This is a genomic window from Amycolatopsis heterodermiae (assembly GCF_034929455.1).
Lineage (GTDB): Bacteria > Actinomycetota > Actinomycetes > Mycobacteriales > Pseudonocardiaceae > Amycolatopsis > Amycolatopsis heterodermiae.
This window is the reverse complement of record NZ_JAYFSI010000001.1, coordinates 1,772,148-1,789,001: the sequence shown is the minus strand read 5'-3', so window position 1 is coordinate 1,789,001 and position 16,854 is coordinate 1,772,148. Positions and strand designations below refer to the sequence as shown.

Annotated in this window: 15 protein-coding genes; 9 read left to right on the top strand and 6 right to left on the bottom strand. The window is 71.1% G+C overall.

Annotated elements, in window-relative coordinates; genetic code table 11:
• The first annotated feature begins 1 nt into the window (after window position 1).
• Window positions 2–427, top strand: a complete 426-nt coding sequence (locus VA596_RS08810; protein WP_323324884.1) for a heat shock protein transcriptional repressor HspR — start codon at window positions 2–4, stop codon at window positions 425–427.
• Between the two features lie 74 nt (window positions 428–501).
• Here the strand turns inward: VA596_RS08810 and VA596_RS08805 are convergent, their stop codons facing one another.
• The 5 genes from VA596_RS08805 to VA596_RS08785 form a co-directional block, all read right to left on the bottom strand.
• Window positions 502–1,041, bottom strand: a complete 540-nt coding sequence (locus VA596_RS08805) for a DUF305 domain-containing protein (RefSeq protein WP_323324882.1) — start codon at window positions 1,039–1,041, stop codon at window positions 502–504.
• Window positions 1,038–1,799: a lytic polysaccharide monooxygenase gene (locus tag VA596_RS08800; RefSeq protein WP_323324880.1), complete on the bottom strand. Its 762-nt coding sequence runs from the start codon at window positions 1,797–1,799 to the stop codon at window positions 1,038–1,040. Before VA596_RS08800 ends, VA596_RS08805 begins: the two co-directional genes overlap by 4 nt.
• 165 nt (window positions 1,800–1,964) lie before the next feature.
• Complete coding sequence (locus VA596_RS08795; protein ID WP_323324878.1) at window positions 1,965–2,657, bottom strand: dienelactone hydrolase family protein; 693 nt, start codon at window positions 2,655–2,657, stop codon at window positions 1,965–1,967.
• A 66-nt stretch (window positions 2,658–2,723) separates the two neighbouring features.
• Complete coding sequence (locus tag VA596_RS08790; protein ID WP_323324876.1) at window positions 2,724–3,827, bottom strand: globin domain-containing protein; 1,104 nt, start codon at window positions 3,825–3,827, stop codon at window positions 2,724–2,726.
• Window positions 3,828–4,192: 365 nt separating this feature from the next.
• A complete protein-coding gene (locus VA596_RS08785; RefSeq protein ID WP_323324874.1) occupies window positions 4,193–5,368 on the bottom strand; it encodes a globin domain-containing protein in 1,176 nt (391 codons plus the stop codon).
• Between the two features lie 325 nt (window positions 5,369–5,693).
• Here VA596_RS08785 and VA596_RS08780 point away from each other — a divergent pair, with 325 nt between their 5' ends.
• From VA596_RS08780 to VA596_RS08765, 4 genes are all read left to right on the top strand, one after another.
• The gene (locus VA596_RS08780; RefSeq protein WP_323324872.1) at window positions 5,694–6,179 is read left to right on the top strand and encodes a MarR family winged helix-turn-helix transcriptional regulator; all 486 of its coding nucleotides are present in this window, start codon (window positions 5,694–5,696) and stop codon (window positions 6,177–6,179) included.
• A 100-nt stretch (window positions 6,180–6,279) separates the two neighbouring features.
• Window positions 6,280–7,467 (top strand): MFS transporter, encoded by a 1,188-nt coding sequence (locus VA596_RS08775; RefSeq protein ID WP_323324870.1) that lies wholly within the window; start codon window positions 6,280–6,282, stop codon window positions 7,465–7,467.
• Between the two features lie 96 nt (window positions 7,468–7,563).
• Window positions 7,564–10,158, top strand: a complete 2,595-nt coding sequence (clpB, locus tag VA596_RS08770; protein ID WP_323324868.1) for an ATP-dependent chaperone ClpB — start codon at window positions 7,564–7,566, stop codon at window positions 10,156–10,158.
• A 399-nt stretch (window positions 10,159–10,557) separates the two neighbouring features.
• Window positions 10,558–11,316, top strand: coding sequence for a type III secretion system chaperone family protein (locus VA596_RS08765; protein WP_323324866.1), 759 nt, complete (start codon window positions 10,558–10,560; stop codon window positions 11,314–11,316).
• On the opposite strand, the gene VA596_RS08760 is transcribed toward VA596_RS08765, so the two are convergent.
• Complete coding sequence (locus VA596_RS08760) at window positions 11,313–12,122, bottom strand: hypothetical protein (RefSeq protein ID WP_323324864.1); 810 nt, start codon at window positions 12,120–12,122, stop codon at window positions 11,313–11,315. The genes VA596_RS08765 and VA596_RS08760 overlap by 4 nt on opposite strands.
• A 70-nt stretch (window positions 12,123–12,192) precedes the next feature.
• Here VA596_RS08760 and VA596_RS08755 point away from each other — a divergent pair, with 70 nt between their 5' ends.
• From VA596_RS08755 to pyrE, 4 genes are all read left to right on the top strand, one after another.
• Window positions 12,193–12,960, top strand: a complete 768-nt coding sequence (locus tag VA596_RS08755; RefSeq protein WP_323324862.1) for an SDR family NAD(P)-dependent oxidoreductase — start codon at window positions 12,193–12,195, stop codon at window positions 12,958–12,960.
• Between the two features lie 75 nt (window positions 12,961–13,035).
• Window positions 13,036–13,797 carry an ABC transporter ATP-binding protein gene (locus VA596_RS08750; protein WP_323324860.1) on the top strand — a complete coding sequence of 254 codons (762 nt, stop codon included), beginning with the start codon at window positions 13,036–13,038 and terminating at the stop codon, window positions 13,795–13,797.
• The gene (locus VA596_RS08745) at window positions 13,797–16,244 is read left to right on the top strand and encodes an ABC transporter permease (protein WP_323324858.1); all 2,448 of its coding nucleotides are present in this window, start codon (window positions 13,797–13,799) and stop codon (window positions 16,242–16,244) included. The genes VA596_RS08750 and VA596_RS08745 overlap by 1 nt, the downstream gene beginning before the upstream one ends.
• A 27-nt stretch (window positions 16,245–16,271) precedes the next feature.
• Window positions 16,272–16,838 carry an orotate phosphoribosyltransferase gene (pyrE, locus tag VA596_RS08740; RefSeq protein ID WP_323324856.1) on the top strand — a complete coding sequence of 189 codons (567 nt, stop codon included), beginning with the start codon at window positions 16,272–16,274 and terminating at the stop codon, window positions 16,836–16,838.
• Window positions 16,839–16,854: the final 16 nt, after the last annotated feature.

Sequence of the window (16,854 nt, the reverse complement as noted above, 5' to 3'; positions counted from 1 at the left end):
GATGTTCGGCGGGATTCCCCCGGAGGGGGACGAAGAGACCCCGGTGTTCGTCATCTCGGTGGCGGCCCAGCTGGCCGGGATGCACGCGCAGACGTTGCGCACCTACGACCGGCAGGGCCTGGTGTCCCCGGGCCGCACCTCCGGTGGCGGCCGCCGCTACTCGATGCGGGACATCGCGCTGCTGCGCGAGGTCCAGCGGTTGTCGCAGGAGGACGGCGTCAACCTGGCCGGCATCAAGCGCATCATCGAGCTGGAGAACCAGGTCGACGCGCTGCGGGCCCGCCTGAGCGAGCTCACCGAGGAACTGGCCGCGGCGTACGCGGCCGGGGAACAGGCCGCGGCGGCGGCGCACGCCTCCTACCGCCGGGACCTGGTCCCGCTGAACCAGCAGACGGCCATGGTCGTCTGGCGCCCCAAGCGCCGCTAGTTCACAAAAGTCCGTGAAGGCCCCCTCATCGAAGACGGTGAGGGGGCCTTCACGGCGTTCAAGCTCCGGGCGCGTCAGAGCTTGAAGTTCAGGAGCTGCTTCACCTCGGCGCTGCGCGACTCGATGACCCGGCGGGCCAGGTCGCGGGCCTGGGCGTTGACGCCGCCGTTGGTGCCGTTCTCCGTCTGGGCCAGCTCGACCGCGCCCTGCTGCTGACCGGTCAGGACGTCCAGGAACCTGCGGCCGAACTCGGCGTCGGGCGCCGTCTTCAGCGCGCCCACCAGGTCGGTCGCGGCCAGCTTCATGCCGCCGTGGCCGGCGTGGGCCTGCGGGTTCATGTCCATCGCCTCGGGCTGGTTCCAGCCGCGCAGCCAGCCCTTCATGTCGTCGACCTCGGTCTGCTGCGTCGACTCGATCGCCGCCGCCAGGACCTTCAGGTCGGCGGGCAGCGGCCGCGCCGCCGCCTGCCGGACGATCTCGATGCCCTGCTGGTTCTGCGGGATCAGCATCTGCAGGAACATCACGTCGGCCGAGTTGTACGAAGGCGCGGACGCCGTCGCGCCGCTGCCGCATCCGGCCAGCAGCAGCGCGACGGCGACCAGCAGGAGCCTCACAGGCGCTGCCAGAGGGCCGGGGTGTTCGGCGGCTCCCAGCCCGCGATCGCCGTGTGCGGCTGGAGGCAGCGGTAGCTCGCGCCGCCGTAGGTCACGACGTCACCGGCCTTGTACGCCTTGCCGGCCGCCCACGTTCCGCCGGCCGGCGGGGTCGTGGTCGGGGGCGGGGTCGTGGTGGGCGGCGGCGTGGTGGTCGGGGGCGGCGTGGTGGTGGGCGGCGGGGTCGTCGTGCCGCCACCGCCGATCTGGAGGTCGACGCAGCTGTAGAACGCGTTGGCCGTGTCGGAGATGTTCCAGACGGCCAGCACCTTGATCCGGCCCGAATAGCCGGACAGGTTCACCGTGTGCGACAGCGTCGCCGGCGGCTGCTGGTTGTTGCCCTTGATCGACGCGACGAGGGTGTTGCCGACGTAGTAGTCGTAGCTCGACGTGGCGTGCCGGGCGGTGAACACCCAGTTGAACGTCACCGTGGTGCCGACGGACTTGGCCGGCCACGGCTTCGACTCGTCGGCCAGCTCGGCGAACTGGGACAGCCCGCCGTTGCAGCTCTTCAGGCCCTTCGGGCCCTCGACGCTCTGGGGTTCGTAGACGATCTGCCCGCAGTTGGGCACCTTCCCCGCCGCGCAGTTGGCCTGCCTGCTGGGCGGGTCGGAGATGTAACCGTGGGCACTGGCGCTGACGGCGGGGAGGACGACCACCAGCACCGGCGCGAGGATCGCGCCGGCGGCAGCCGCCAGGAGCTTGCGCTTCAAGGTCATTTCGGCTCCTCGAAGGGGGAACGACGTCGTTCCGGAGGGGAGGGCGAACGAGCACATCCGGGGAGAGATGTGGTCTAGACCATAAGGTGATTCGGGCACAACGGTCAACGAACTACCGCCATTCGGCGGTTTTCCTGCTCCGGTCGGCTCAGTGCGAAGGTCAGGTCACCGTAGGTGTTCGCCGAAGAACGACGTCACCCGGCGCCACGCGTCCTCGGACGCTTCGTGGTGGTAGGTGAAGCCGGCCACCTTGAGCAGCAGGTTCAGCGGCGGCGCGAGGTCGAACTTGTTGGCGAACCCGTGGCCGGCGCCCGGGTACTCCTTGACGTCGTGCGGGATCTCGCGCTCGGTGAGCGCGGTCTCGAGCTTCGCGGCCGCGCCGCGCAGCGAGAAGTCCTTCTGGCCGAAGCTCGCGACGATCGGGCAGGCGTCGTCCAGCACGGACAGGTTCTTCGGCAGCTGGCCGTAGTAGGGCGCGGACGCCTCGAAGCCGCGCGACGCCGCGATGAGCGCGAAGCCGCCGCCCATGCAGAACCCGGCGATGCCGATCCGGCCGCTGCAGTCCGGTCGTGCGGCCAGGAGGGCGCGTGACGCCTCGATGTCGTCGAAGGCCTGGCCCTTGTTCGCGAACATGTCCGAGAACACGCGCCGGACGCACTTGCGCATGCCGCCGCGCGAGTACAGGTCGGGGCTGAGCGCGAGGAAGCCCTCGCCGGCGAAGCGGTCGGTGATGTCGCGGGCGTCCTGGCTCAGCCCGAGCACGTCGTGCACGAGCACCACGCCCGGGTGCGGCCCCGGCCCCTCGGGTTCCGCCAGGTAACCGCCGATGCCGCCCGAAACCGGAATAGTCGTCTCCATATCGGTGACGATAGCGAGGATCGGGTCGTTCCGCTCGCGCCGGATTCCGCCATTCCGGGCACCCGGTCAGTCGAGCGTGAACGGGTCGTACGATATTCGCTCCAGGTCGACGCCCTTGGCCAGCAGTTTCGCAATCGTCGCCTGGATCATCGGCGGGGATCCGGAAATGAGCACGTCGTGGTTCTTCCACGTGCCGCGCTGGGTCACGGCGTGGGCGAGTGTCCCGCGGTCGCCGCCGGACAATGCGCCCTCTTCGGTAACCGGCGTTACCGTCAGCCACTTCGACGTCGCGGACAGCCGTCGCAGATCTTCGAGCGCGTACAGATCTTCCGGTCTCCGGCCGCCGAAGAACAGGTGCACAGGCGGGTTCCGCTTCCAGCGCTGGAGGTCGTCGAGGATCGCGAGCAACGGCGTGATCCCGGTGCCGCCGGCGATCATCAGCAGCCGTTTCTTCGTGGTGCTCGGCCGCACGTTCAGCGCGCCCATCGACGGCCCCAGCCGCCAGGTGTCACCCGGTTTGGTGTGGTTGACGATGGCGCCGCTGACCCAGCCGCCCGGTACGGCCCGCACGTGGAACGTCAGCTGGCCGTCACCGCGGGGTGCCGTCGCCGGCGAGAGATAACGCCACAGCCGGGGGCGTTGCGGCACCTCCACGCTGACGTAGCCGCCGGCGCGGTAGGGCAGCAGGCCTTCGGTCTGCACCTTGACCAGCGCGACGTCCCGGGTGAGCTTCTTGTGTTCGAGCACCGTCGCCGACCACGACGCCGGCCCGGTCTCGGCCTGGGCCGCCTCGCGCATGGTCTTGGCGATGATCCCGTACGCCGCGGTCCAGGCGGACTCCACCTCCGGCGTCCACTTGTCCTTGAGGAACCGCTTCAAGGCCGCGACGAGCGCGATCCCGACGGCGTCGTAGTGCCGCGTGACCACGGCGAACTTGCGGTGGTCACGACCCAGCTGGCCGAGGAACGTGACGAGCTCGTCCGGCCGGTCGACCATCTGCACGACGTACACCAGCGCGCGCAGCAGCCTGCTGCGCTGGGTCGTCATGCTGACCGGGAACAGATCACGGCAATCGGGCGCGACCACGAACAACGCGCCGTAGAAGTACTGCGCGAGCTCTTCGGCTTTCGGCTCGACCACCGCAAAACTTTCACGGATCAGGCGGGCCATCTCTCGACCTTCCACAGCCGAAACGGGAACGGGGGCGGGCGGGGGCAGGGTGGGGATCTTCACGGATTCAGCAGTCATCGGGAACGGTTTTCTCCAGTCGTGCATGGCTTTTTGACGCCGTCCACGCGGCACAGCTGTGCGGTACCGCCCCCGAGGGTTCCCGACTGTAGGCGCATTCCCGTGCAGATGCGCGTGATTCAGCGCGTTCCCGCTCGAACGGAGCAATTTCGCCACGCGCGGTCAACCCCGCCTGGCACTGCGTAAAAAGGATCACCCGGATGGATTCACAGAACGCGGTAACAATTACCGGAGTTCGCCCGACTTATTCACCGGACAGGTGCAACACCATTCCGGACAACCGGGAACTAGTCGATCGTGAAGGGGTCGTACTGGATCTGGTCCAGCGCGCTGCCGGCCACCAGCATCCGCGACACGGTCGCGCGGATCATCGCCGGCGAGCCGGAGACGAGGACGTCGTAGCGCGGCCACGAGCCGTAGCGCGTGACGGCCTCGGCGAGGGTGCCCTGCTCGAACCCGGGGACGTCGCCGCCGCGTTCCACCACCGGCGTCACGTGCAGCCACGGGTTGATGGACGCGAGCGCACGCAGCTCTTCGAGGTCGTAGAGGTCCTCACGGGCCGCCCCGCCGTAGAAGAGGCGCACCTGGGGGTTCTCACCCCACAGCGCGAGGTGGTCGAGGATCGAGCGCAGCGGCGCGATCCCGGTGCCGCCGGCGATCATCAGCACACCCCGTGACGACTCCCGGTCGACCGTCAGCCGCCCGAGTGGCGGCCCGAGCCGCCAGACGTCGCCGGGCTGCGTGTGGCTGACGATGGCGCGCGAGACCCAGCCGCCGTCGATGGCGCGGACGTGGAACTCGATGCCGCCGTCCTCACGCGGCGCGTTCGCCGGCGAGAGGTAGCGCCACAGCCGCGGCCGCTGCGGCACTTCGACGCTCATGTACTGGCCGGGGTGGTAGGGCACCAGCTGGTCCGGGACGAGCCGCACCAGTGCGAGGTCCCAGGTCAGCCGCCGGTGCTCGACCACGGTGGCGTGCCACGACGGCGGGTTCTGGTCGGCCGCGGCGGCGTCCTGCATGGCCCGCGCGGCGATGGTGAACGCCTCGGCCCAGGCGCGTTCGACCTGCGGGGTCCACTCCCGGCCGAGGTGGTTCTTCAGCGACGCCAGCAGCGCCGTGCCGACGGCCTCGTAGTGCCGGGGCACCACGCCGAACTTCCGGTGGTCACGCCCGAGCTGGCGCAGGAACGGCGCCAGGTCGTCGGGCCGGTCGACCATCTGCACGATGTGCACCAGCGCGCGCACCAGCCGGCCGCGCTGGATCTCCATGTTGATCGGGAAGAAGTCGCGCGTCGTCGGCGCGAGGGTGAAGAGCATCCCGTAGAAGAACTGGGAGATGTCCGCGATGTACGGCTCGGACTTGGCCCAGCTGTCCCGGATGAGCTGGACCATCGCGGTGACGGCCGCGGGCGCTTCGCGGGAGACCGAGGACCGTGGGAGGGGGCTGACCGAATCGGCTGTCATGGGCGGGTGTTCGCTGGTCGGGGACGGAGGGACGCAGGCACCCGATCATGCACCGCCGGCCCGGGCGCGGTGACGGCCGTTCTGCGCACAGCCGCCTCCTGAATCCATCTCCACTGCTCCACCTCGTCACTCGGCGCGCTTGGCGCACCGGCCGCCGTCCGCAGGGTAGCCGCCGGACGGCCTCTTGCCCGCATTGTTGCTCCGACCGGGTGTATCGGCGTCGGTGCCGGCGTGGGCGACCTCACCGGGCCGATACTTGCCCTGCGCAAGCGTCCGGCAATAAACTTGTATTGCACAACTAACAGGCAGTACCGGGAGGGTTCCGATGAGCTTCGACGACACCGAGGACGACGTCCGGGTCGAGCTCATGCGTGAGCTGAAAACGGCGTCGCAGCTGCAGCACGCCTGGGTCATGCAGGCCTGGCAGGACGCGCCGGGGCTGCACCCCGCGGCCGCGATGCTGCTGTCCGACCTGGCGAAGAACGGCGAGGCGCGGCCGTCCGAGCTGGCGAAGCGCCGGTTCGTGGACCTGTCGGTGGTCAGCAGGCAGATCACCCAGCTCTCCGCCGCCGGGCTGATCGACCGCCGTCCCGCGCCCGAGGACGGCCGGGCGACGCTGGTGAGCGTCTCCGAGAAGGGCCGCACCGAGCTCGCCAACTGGCGGACCAACTACCTCGAGTTCATGGAAAAGGCCCTCGGCGGCTGGGACGACGAGCGCGTCACCGACCTCACCGCGCGGCTCGCGGAGATGAACACCGACCTCCGGCGCGCCCTCGGCAGCGCCGCGTGCCTGGCCGACACAACCAAGTGACGGACGGGTGACCGGTCGCCACCGCCAGTTGCATTCGGCGTGACCGATTGTCTCCGTTCGGTCCTGACTTCCCGGTGCTGAGCGGCGCTAACGTCGTTTTGTGACGCGTAGCCGGGTCGCACTGCTGTGCGCGTTGGGGATCGACAACTTCGGCTCAGGTCTGTTCCTCCCGCTCGCCTTGGTCTACGTGACCCAGGTGGTCGACGTGCCGCTCGCGGTGGCGGGCACCGCCGTCACCCTCGGCACGGTCGGCGGTCTCGTGGTGCCGCCGCTGGCCGGCCGGCTCGTCGACCGTGTCGGGCCCCGCGCGGTGGTCATCGGCGCCCAGCTGCTGCAGGCCACCGGCGCGACCGCGTACCTCTTCGCCGACGGCGCCGCGACCGTGGTGCTCGCCGCGGTCCTGCTCGCCGCCGGGCAGCAGCTGTTCTACAGCTCCCTGTTCGTGCTCATCGCCGACGTCGCGGGTGACGTCCCGAAGGATCGGCCGTTCGCCGAGGTGGGGATGGTGCGGGCCGGCTGCTTCGGCCTGGGCGGTCTCGTGGCGGGGGTGCTGCTGACCTGGCGGGGCATGGAGGGCTACCGGGTCGCGCTGGTCCTGGACGTCTGCACGTTCGCCGTCGCCGCGGGCATCCTCGGCTTCTTCGTGCGGCTCGTCCGGCCGCACCAGAAGGACTGCGAACGGCCCGCGCGGGTGCTGCGCAACCGGCCCTACCTCGCGTTGATCGTCTTCAGCGGCCTGTTCGGGCTTTCGCTCGACTTCTTCCTGATCGGCACCCCGGTGTTCGTCCTCGACCGGCTGCACGGGCCGGCCTGGCTGCCCGGCGCGATCCTCGCCCTGCTCACCGTGCTGACGAGCGTCGGCGGCACGCTCGCGCTGCGGCTCACGGCGAAGCTGACCCGGATCGGCGCGATGCGGGCCGGCTCGGCGTTGTTCGCCGCGTGGTGCGTGGTCAGCCTGGGGGTGCTGCTCGTCCCCGAGGACTGGCGGGTGGTGTACCTGCTGGCTTCGACGCTGGTCTTCGCCGCCGGTGACCTGGTCTTCGGGCCGCGGTCGGGGGCGCTGGCCGAGGCCGCGGCACCTCCGGACGCCCGTGGGCGTTATCTCGCTGCGTACCAGTACGCGTTCACCACGGCGCAGGTCCTGGCGCCCGCTGTGGTGGCGTTGTTCTCGGTCGCCGACTGGTTACCCTGGGTGCTGGTCGGGGTGTGCGCCGGGCTCGCCGTCGCCGGGCTCGGGACGCTCGCGCCCCGGCTGCCGGCGGAGGCGGTCGCCCCCGGTCAAAGTTGAGCGGAACAGACTCAAGTCTTTGTGCGTTGTAGAGATTGGCGGGTCACGGTCAGGCCTGTCACCTGGACTTTTCAGTAACCGAGCATGAGGTGAGGGATGGACGCTTTCAACCCGACCACGAAGACCCAGCAGGCGATCTCGTCCGCGGCACAGGCGGCCACCATGGCCGGCAACCCGCACGTTTCGGCCGCCCACCTGCTGGGCGCCCTGCTGGCGCAGGGTGAAGGGCTGACCGCGCCGCTGCTGACCGCGGTCGGGGCCGACCCCGGGGTGGTGCACAAGGAGCTCGAGCCGATCATCGCGGCCCTGCCGTCGGCGACCGGCGCGACCGTGTCGAGCCCGCAGTTCGACACCTTCGCCGTCAAGTCGCTGACGCACGCCCAGAAGCTGGCGACCGAGCTGGGCGACGAGTACGTCTCGACCGAGCACCTGCTGGTCGGGCTGGCCACCGAAGGCGGCCAGGTGGCCGACCTGCTCAAGCGCCACGGCGCCACGCCGGACGCGCTGCGCGACGCGTTCGTCAAGGTCCGCGGCTCGGCCCGGATCACCAGCGAGGACCCGGAGAGCACGTTCAAGGCGCTGGAGAAGTACGGCGTCGACCTCACCGCGCGGGCCCGCGCCGGCGAGCTCGACCCGGTCGTCGGCCGGGACACCGAGATCCGCCGCGTCGTGCAGGTGCTGTCGCGGCGCACCAAGAACAACCCGGTCCTGATCGGCGAGCCCGGCGTCGGCAAGACGGCGATCGTCGAGGGCCTGGCCCAGCGGATCATCGCCGGTGACGTGCCGGAGTCGCTGCGCGGCAAGCGCGTCGTCGCCCTCGACCTCGGGTCGATGGTGGCCGGGGCCAAGTTCCGCGGCGAGTTCGAAGAGCGGCTGAAGGCCGTGCTCAAGGAGATCACCGACTCCGCGGGTGAGGTCGTCACCTTCATCGACGAGCTGCACACCATCGTCGGCGCCGGTGCGACCGGCGAGGGCGCGATGGACGCCGGCAACATGATCAAGCCGATGCTCGCCCGCGGTGAGCTGCGGATGGTCGGCGCGACCACGCTCGACGAGTACCGCCAGCACATCGAGAAGGACGCCGCCCTGGAGCGGCGCTTCCAGCAGGTGCTGGTCGGCGAGCCGTCGCCCGAGGACACCATCGCGATCCTTCGCGGGCTGAAGGAGCGTTACGAGGTGCACCACGGTGTCCGGATCACGGACGCCGCCCTGGTCGCCGCCGCGACGCTGTCCGACCGCTACATCACCGCGCGCTTCCTGCCGGACAAGGCCATCGACCTGGTCGACGAGGCCGCGTCCAAGCTGCGCATGGAGATCGACTCGCGGCCGGTGGAGATCGACGAGGTCGAGCGCGCCGTGCGCCGCCTGGAGATCGAGGAGATGGCGCTCGCCAAGGAGAGCGACGCGGCTTCGAAGGACCGCCTGTCCGCGTTGCGCGCCGAGCTGGCCGAGAAGCGCGAGACGCTGACCGCGCTGACCGCGCGCTGGCAGAACGAGAAGGGTTCCATCGAGAAGGTCCGCGAGCTCAAGGAGCAGCTGGAACAGCTGCGCGGCGAGTCCGAACGGGCCGAGCGCGACGGTGACCTGGGCAAGGCCGCCGAGCTGCGCTACGGCCGGATCCCGGCGCTGGAGAAGGAGTTCGAAGCGGCCACCGCGGCGAACGAGGTCAGCCAGCAGAACGTGATGCTCAAGGAAGAGGTCGGCGCGGACGACGTCGCCGACGTCGTGGCGGCGTGGACCGGCATCCCGGCGGGACGGCTTCTCGAAGGCGAGACCGGCAAGCTGCTCCGGATGGAAGAGGAGCTGGGCCGTCGCGTCATCGGGCAGGCCGAGGCCGTGCAGGTCGTGGCGGACGCGGTGCGCCGCGCCCGGGCCGGCGTCGCCGACCCGGACCGGCCGACCGGTTCGTTCCTGTTCCTCGGCCCGACCGGCGTCGGCAAGACCGAGCTGGCCAAGGCGCTGGCGGAGTTCCTGTTCGACGACGAGCGGGCGATCCAGCGGATCGACATGAGCGAGTACGCCGAGAAGCACTCGGTGGCGCGCCTGGTCGGCGCCCCGCCGGGCTACGTCGGGTACGACCAGGGCGGGCAGCTGACCGAGGCCGTCCGGCGCCGGCCGTACTCGGTGGTGCTGCTCGACGAGGTCGAGAAGGCCCACCCGGACGTCTTCGACGTGCTGCTGCAGGTCCTCGACGACGGGCGGCTGACCGACGGACAGGGCCGGACGGTGGACTTCCGGAACACCATCCTGATCCTGACCTCGAACCTCGGTTCGCAGGCCATCGCCGACCCTTCGCTGGACGAACGCCAGCGGCGGGACGCGGTGCTGGACGTGGTGCAGCGGCAGTTCAAGCCGGAGTTCCTCAACCGGCTCGACGACATCGTCGTGTTCCACTCGCTCGGCACCGAGCAGCTGACGTCCATTGTGGACATCCAGGTGGCCCGGCTGGCCGCGCGGCTGGCCCAGCGCCGGCTGCACCTGGAGGTCACCGACGGCGCCCGCGAGTGGCTCGCGCTCAACGGCTTCGACCCGATCTACGGCGCCCGCCCGCTCCGGCGGCTGGTCCAGTCGGCGATCGGCGACAAGCTGGCGAAGGAGCTGCTGTCGGGCGAGGTCCGTGACGGCGACACGGTCCGGGTCGACATTCCGGCCCTCGAGGCGGGCGACGCTCTGACGGTCACCCGCGTCTGAGGTTTCACCAGGCCAACCGGCGTTCGTCCTCGCAGACGGCGCCGGTTGGCCTTTTTCGTCCACAGTGGCCGGCTGGATGGTGCGCGTCCGGCCGCGAGCGCGCGGGTCGTCGGAGACGTCGCTGCCGCGACCGGACTGTCCGATCCGGACTTCGGTGTGCTCATCCGCGTCGCCGAGGACGGAAAGGTGCCGTCCGGTCGACGCCGCCGTGCGGGCTCACCTGGTCGAACCGCTCGGAAAGGCCGATCGCGCCACGTTCTTCGGCTGTCTTGCAGCCCTGGCCGAATCGTGCGATTAAGCGATTTGTCGACGTAACAGCCGGGAAATGCTCCGAACGGGCGCGGCGACACGGGTACCGGCGATCATCTCTTCGGCGTAGCAGGCGATACCCTCACCGTCGTGGGTATTCCGGCGTGGATCTGGTTCGTCATCGCGGCCGTCGCCCTGGTGGCGGGCCTCGGGCTGCTCGCTGCCGACCGGGCGAAGGAGGGTTCGCGCAACCGCGAGCGCATGCGCTGGGCTCAGTTGCGCGGCTGGCAGTTCGTCGAAGAGGACGAGCGGCTGCCGCAGCAGTGGTCCAACGGGGCCATCGGCTACTTCGGCGCGGACGCCGCCGTGAACGTCGTCGCGGGCTCGACCTTCACCTCCGACGGCCGACGGCCCGTGTTCATCTTCGACATCGAGACCGAGGGGCAGATCCCGGCCGTCGTCGTCGCCGTGCGCTGCAACAAGAAGCACCGGATCCCGATCGAGATGTGGCTGTCCAGCGTGCCGTTCCAGCGCGCCGACATGCCCGAGATGCTCGGCCCGATCGGCTCCCGCTACGCCTTCGCGGACGACGCCGACGGCGCCCGGGCCGTGATCACCCAGGAGCTCGTCGACGCCGCTGACCAGCTCGGCGGCGACGTCGGCGTGGCGTGGCTCGAAAACGAGTGGGTGCTGGCCAGCGTCGTTCCGACCGCCGGCCCGTCCCGGCTCGAGCGGCTGCTGCGCGACCTCGGCGAGATCGCGGACATCGTCGACCCGTTCGACGAGGACTACGAGGCCGGCCGTCACCAGGCGAGCGCGCCGATCCCGTCCACCGGGGGCAACCCGCCCACCCCGGCCGCCGGGACGCCGATGCCGCAGCCGCCCGCGGACCAGCCGCCGCAGAACTAGAGCACCCGCTGGTCCAGCACGCTCACCTGCGTCGACGGGTCCAGGGTGCCGCGCACCGACGTCGCGCCGCCCTGGACGTGGACGACGCGGTCGACCCCGAAGTCGCCGCTGATCGAGCCCGACGAGAGGGTCTGCGACGCCTTCACCAGGCCTGACGCCGGGCCCAGCTGACCACCCAGCTCGTGCTTCTGCCCCACGTCGAGAACGCCGGTGAGCCGTCCCGTGACGTGCTGCTCGGACGACGTGCCGACCGCGCCCAGCCGGCCGAGGTCGACGGCCTGGCCGGACGAGCGGCGCGCGGCGATCCCGCCCGTGAGGTCCCCGGTGAAGAGCCCCGAGTCGACCTGCTCGGCGTTCTCGCTCAGCACGTCGACGCCGTTGCCCAGCAGGACGCCGTGGTGCGTGCTCTCGCCCGTCCCGAGCCGGGTGGGGGTGCTCGTGCCGGCCAGGCGCTGCTCGTTGCCCGTGGTCACGGCGATCTGGCCGACTCGCACGTCGTGCCGGCCCAGCCGGGCCGCGGACACGCCGTCCGGGCCGACGCCCGCGGCTTCCGCGAGGTCGGAGGCGACCCGGGCCTCACCGACCTCCTTGGTGACGACGTCCCGGCGGCCGGCGTAGATCGGCTCGGCGTCGAGGGAGCCGGCGTGCCGGTGGTCGACCGGGAGGGAGATCCCGTCGAGCGGCAGCGTCAGGTCGGACTGGGCGGCGAACGCCGAAACGGGGGCGGCGAAGAAGAGGGCGACGGGCGCCGCGCCGGCGGCGACCCTGGGCAGATAGCCGCTCCTGCGCCTGCTGTGCTTACCCATGAGCGGACGATAACCCGGGCGCCGAACGGCTGCACCTTCGGGCCCTGACCAGCGGGTATGGTTCACCCACATGACCACCACAGCCGTGATCACCGGGGCCACCGCGGGCATCGGCGCGCAGTTCGCGCGCACGCTCGCCGCCGAGAAGTACGACCTGGTGCTCGTCGCCAGAGACGCCGCGCGACTGGAGACCTACGCCGCCGAACTGCGGGAACGGCACGGCGTCGCCGTCGAGGTGCTGCCCGCCGATCTGTCCGAAGTGGACGGACGTGCGGCCGTCGAGGATCGGCTCGCCGCCGGACCGATCGATCTGCTCGTGAACAACGCCGGGTTCGGGCTGGGCGGCGACTTCTGGACCGTCTCGCCGGACGCGCTGCAGCGCCAGCTCGACGTCAACGTCACCGCCGTCCTGCGGCTGACGCGGGCGGTGCTGCCGGGCATGGTCGAGCGCGGCCGGGGTGACGTCATCCAGGTCAGCAGCGTCGCGGGCTTCTTCAGCGGCCGCGGTTCGACCTACACCGCGAGCAAGAACTGGGTCACGTCGTTCACCGAGGGCATCGCCGCGTCGCTGCCGAAGGGCGTCCGGATGATGGCCCTGTGCCCGGGTTTCACCGCGACGGAGTTCCACGAGCGGGCCGGCATCGACAAGCCGGGCCCGAAAATCGCCTGGCTGGGTGTCGAACAGGTGGTCAACGAAGCTCTCGCGGACCTGCGCCGCGGCAAGGTGATCTCGGTGCCGAGCCTGCAGTACAAGGCCGTCGTCGCGATCGGCGGGCTGCTGCCGCGCGCCGTGCTGCGCAAGATCAGCGGCGGCTTCGGCGGCAAGGGCCGCACCTGAGTAGGGCTGTCCCTACCTTCTAAACGCGCGTCAGCACCAGGGAGGTTCGGGCGGTACCTGCCTAGCGTTCTTCCCATGACAACTGGGTGGCACGAGGCAGCCGACGCGGTCCGGCTCGAGGCCGTGCGCAAGGAGTACGGCGAAGGCGTGGTCGCGCTGGACGGGGTCTCGATCTCCTTCCCGCGCGGCGGTTTCACGGCCGTGATGGGCCCGTCCGGCTCGGGCAAGAGCACGTTCCTGCACTGCGCGGCCGGTCTCGACCGGCCGACGTCGGGGCGGGTCCTGCTCGACGGCCAGGACCTCGAAGGCAAGAGCGAGACCTACCTGACCAAGCTGCGGCGCGACCGCGTCGGCTTCGTTTTCCAGGCGTTCAACCTGCTCCCGGCGCTCACGGTCGAGCAGAACGTCGTCCTGCCGCTGCAGCTGGCCGGGAAGCGCCCGGACAAGCGGCTCGTCAAGCGGATCCTCGCGCACGTCGGGCTCGACGGGCGCCGCAAGCACCTGCCCGGGCAGCTGTCGGGCGGGCAGCAGCAGCGCGTCGCGATCGCGCGCGCCCTGGTCACCGACCCGGCGGTGCTGTTCGCCGACGAGCCGACCGGCGCGCTCGACACCAGCACCGCCGCCGATGTGCTCGGCCTGCTGCGCGAGTCCGTCCGGGCGTCGGGCCAGACGGTGATCATGGTGACGCACGACCCGGTCGCCGCGTCCTACGCCGACGACGTCGTGTTCCTGGCCGACGGCCGGATCGCCGGGCGGCTGGCCCGGCCGACCGCGGCCGCCGTCGCCGAGCGGATGACCCACCTGGGTGCGTGGGACCGAGCGGCGGTGCGGGTCTGATGTTCAAGCTCGCACTGCGCACCCTGCGCCAGCGCAAGGGCGCCTTCCTGGCGACGTTCGTCGCCGTGTTCTTCGGCGCGCTGATCGTTTCGGCGTGCGGTGGCCTGATGGAGTCGGGCATCCGGTCCGAGACGCCGGTGCAGCGGCTGGCCGCGGCGCCGATCGTGGTCGGCGGGCAGCAGACCCTGAAGCTGCCGAAGGACGACCCGGCGACCCTCGACCCCGACGACAAGCACAAGTTCGAGAACGGCACCCTGGCCGAGCGCGTCGGGGTGGACGCCGCGCTGGCCGGCCGCCTCCGCGCGGTCCCCGGCGTCACCAACGTCGTCGGCGAGGTCAGCTTCGCGGCGCAGATCGGTTCCGCGAGCGCCTTCGGGCATGCCTGGGACTCCGCCGTGCTGACGCCGTACTCGTTGCAGGGTCAGGCGCCGCGGTCCGGCGAGGTCGTCGTCGACGCCGGACTGGGGATCCCGGTCGGCGCCACGCTGCCCGTCGCCGCGCACGGCGAGGTCGGCCAGTACCGCGTCTCCGGCATCGCCACCGCGCCGCAAACGATGAGGGACTCGGCGGTCTTCTTCAGCACCGAGGACGCCGGACGCCTGGCGGGGCACCCGGGCGAGTTCGACACGATCGGCGTCTTCGGCGGTGACGTCGCCGCGGTGACGGCCGCCGTCGGGGACGCCGGTGTGGTCATGACCGGCACCGACCGCGGGCTCCTGGAGTTCCCGGAGGTCGACAAGAGCGGTGAGAACCTGATCGTGCTGGCCGCGGTCTCCGGCGGGCTGTCGGCGATGGTCATGGTGTTCGTCGTCGCGGGCACGCTCTCGCTGTCGACGCAGCAACGTCAGCGTGAGCTCGCGCTGCTGCGCGCGATCGGCACCACCCCGCGCCAGCTGCGGCGGATGGTCCTCGGCGAGGCGCTGGTCGTCGGGCTGCTCGCGGTGGGGGCCGCGATCGTGCTCGGCCCGGTGCTCGGGCGGTGGCTGTTCGACCAGCTCGCGGCCAACCACGTCGTCCCCGACGTGCTGCGCTTCGAGCAGGGCTGGCTGCCGGCGACGGTCGCCGCGGGCGCGTCCCTGCTGGCCGTCGTCGCGGCGGCCTTCGTCGCCGGACGCCGGGCGTCGAAGGTCCGGCCGACCGAGGCGCTCGCTGAAGCCGCCGTCGAACGGCGCTGGCTGACGCCGATCCGGCTGGTCACGGCGATCCTCTGCTTCGCGGGCGGGACGGCGCTGGCGATCGTCACGGTCGCGGTGATGACCGGCCCGGTCGCGGCCAGCACGTCCGGCCCGGCGGTGATGCTGTGGGCGTTCGGCCTGGCGGCGATCAGCCCCGGCGTCACGAAGGTGATGGCGACCCTGCTGCGCTGGCCGGTGCAGGCGATCAGCGGCGTCACCGGCCGGGTCGCGCTGCTCAACACCCGCGTCGTCGCGGTCCGGACGGCCGGCGCGGTCACCCCGATCATGCTCGCGGTCGGCATCGCGACCGCCAACATCTACCTGCAGACGACCCAGGAAGCCGTCTCGAACCAGGCGTACACCGAGGACCTGCAGGCGGACGCGGTGGTCGCCTCGCCGATAGGGCTCGACCCGTCGGTGGTGAACCGGGTCCGCGCGGTGCCGGGGGTCGCCTCGGCGTCGGAGTACGTGACGAGCACGGTGTTCGTCGAGAAGCCGTTCGACTCGAACCAGGACAAGGACGGCTGGCCCGCGATCGGGGTCAGCGAGCTGACCGGGACCACGGTCACGGTGCCGGACACGTTCGGCCGCCACGTCGGCGACACGCTGTCGCTGCGGCTCGGCGACGGCACCCCGGTGGACGTGCGGGTGGGGGCCGTCGTGCGGCAACGCGCCGGGTTCGAGAGCCTCGTCCTGCCCGCCGGGCTGCTGGCGCCGCACACGACGCTGGGGCTCGCCCCGCAGCTGCTGGTCCGCGCCGCTCCCGGCGTCGACGCGGCGGCGCTCACTTCGCACCTTCGCGAGGCGACAGCGGGTTTGCCGGTCCAGGTCGGCGACCGCGGCGTGCTGATCGCGGCGCACGCGAAGGGCAACGAAGTCGGCGCCTGGGTCAACTACCTGCTCGTCGGCATGATCATCGCCTACACCGTGATCTCCGTGGTCAACACGCTGGTGATGGCGACCGGCAAGCGGCGCCGCGAGTTCGGGCTGCAGCGGCTGAGCGGGTTCACCCGCGGCCAGGTGCTGCGGATGGCCGGCGTCGAAGGCGGGCTGATCGCGACCATCGCGATCCTGCTCGGCACGGCGACGGCGGCCGGCGCGATCGTGCCGTTCTGCCTCGTGGTGACCGGTTCGGTGCTGCCGTCCGGGCCGATCGCGATCTACCTGACGGTGCTGGCCATCGCCGTGGTGCTGGCCCTCGTGGCGATCCTGGTCCCGGCCTGGGCGGCGACGCGCGGGCGTGCGGTCGACGCCACATCCATCGGGGAGTGAACCCGGTCGTGTGTAAGACTCACGGCCGTGGCGAACCCCGTTCTGGATCAAGCGGCGAAACTCGAACTGGCCAGGCTGGTCACCGATCTTTCCGTGGTGCACGGAAAAGTGACCCTGGCGTCCGGCAAGGAAGCCGACTACTACATCGATCTCCGGCGGGCGACGCTGCACCACGCGGCCGCGCCGTTGATCGGCAAGCTGCTGCGGCAGCTCACGGCGGACTGGGACTACGTGGCGGCCGGCGGGCTCACCCTCGGCGCCGACCCGGTCGCGCTGGCGATGCTGCACTCCGCGGCGGACGACGACGTCGTGCTCGACGCGTTCGTCGTCCGGAAGGACACCAAGGCGCACGGGATGCAGCGGCGCATCGAGGGCATGGAGGTCCGCGGGCAGCGCGTGCTGGCCGTCGAGGACACCTCCACCACCGGCGGCAGCGTGCTCACCGCGGTCGAGGCCCTGCGTGAGGCCGGCGCCGACGTCATCGGCGTCGTCACGGTCGTCGACCGCGACACCGGCGCGCGCGAGGCCATCGAGAAGGAAGGCCTGCCGTACCGCTACATCCTGGGCCTGGACGACCTCGGCCTGAAGAGCTGACGCGGGGCCGGGATCC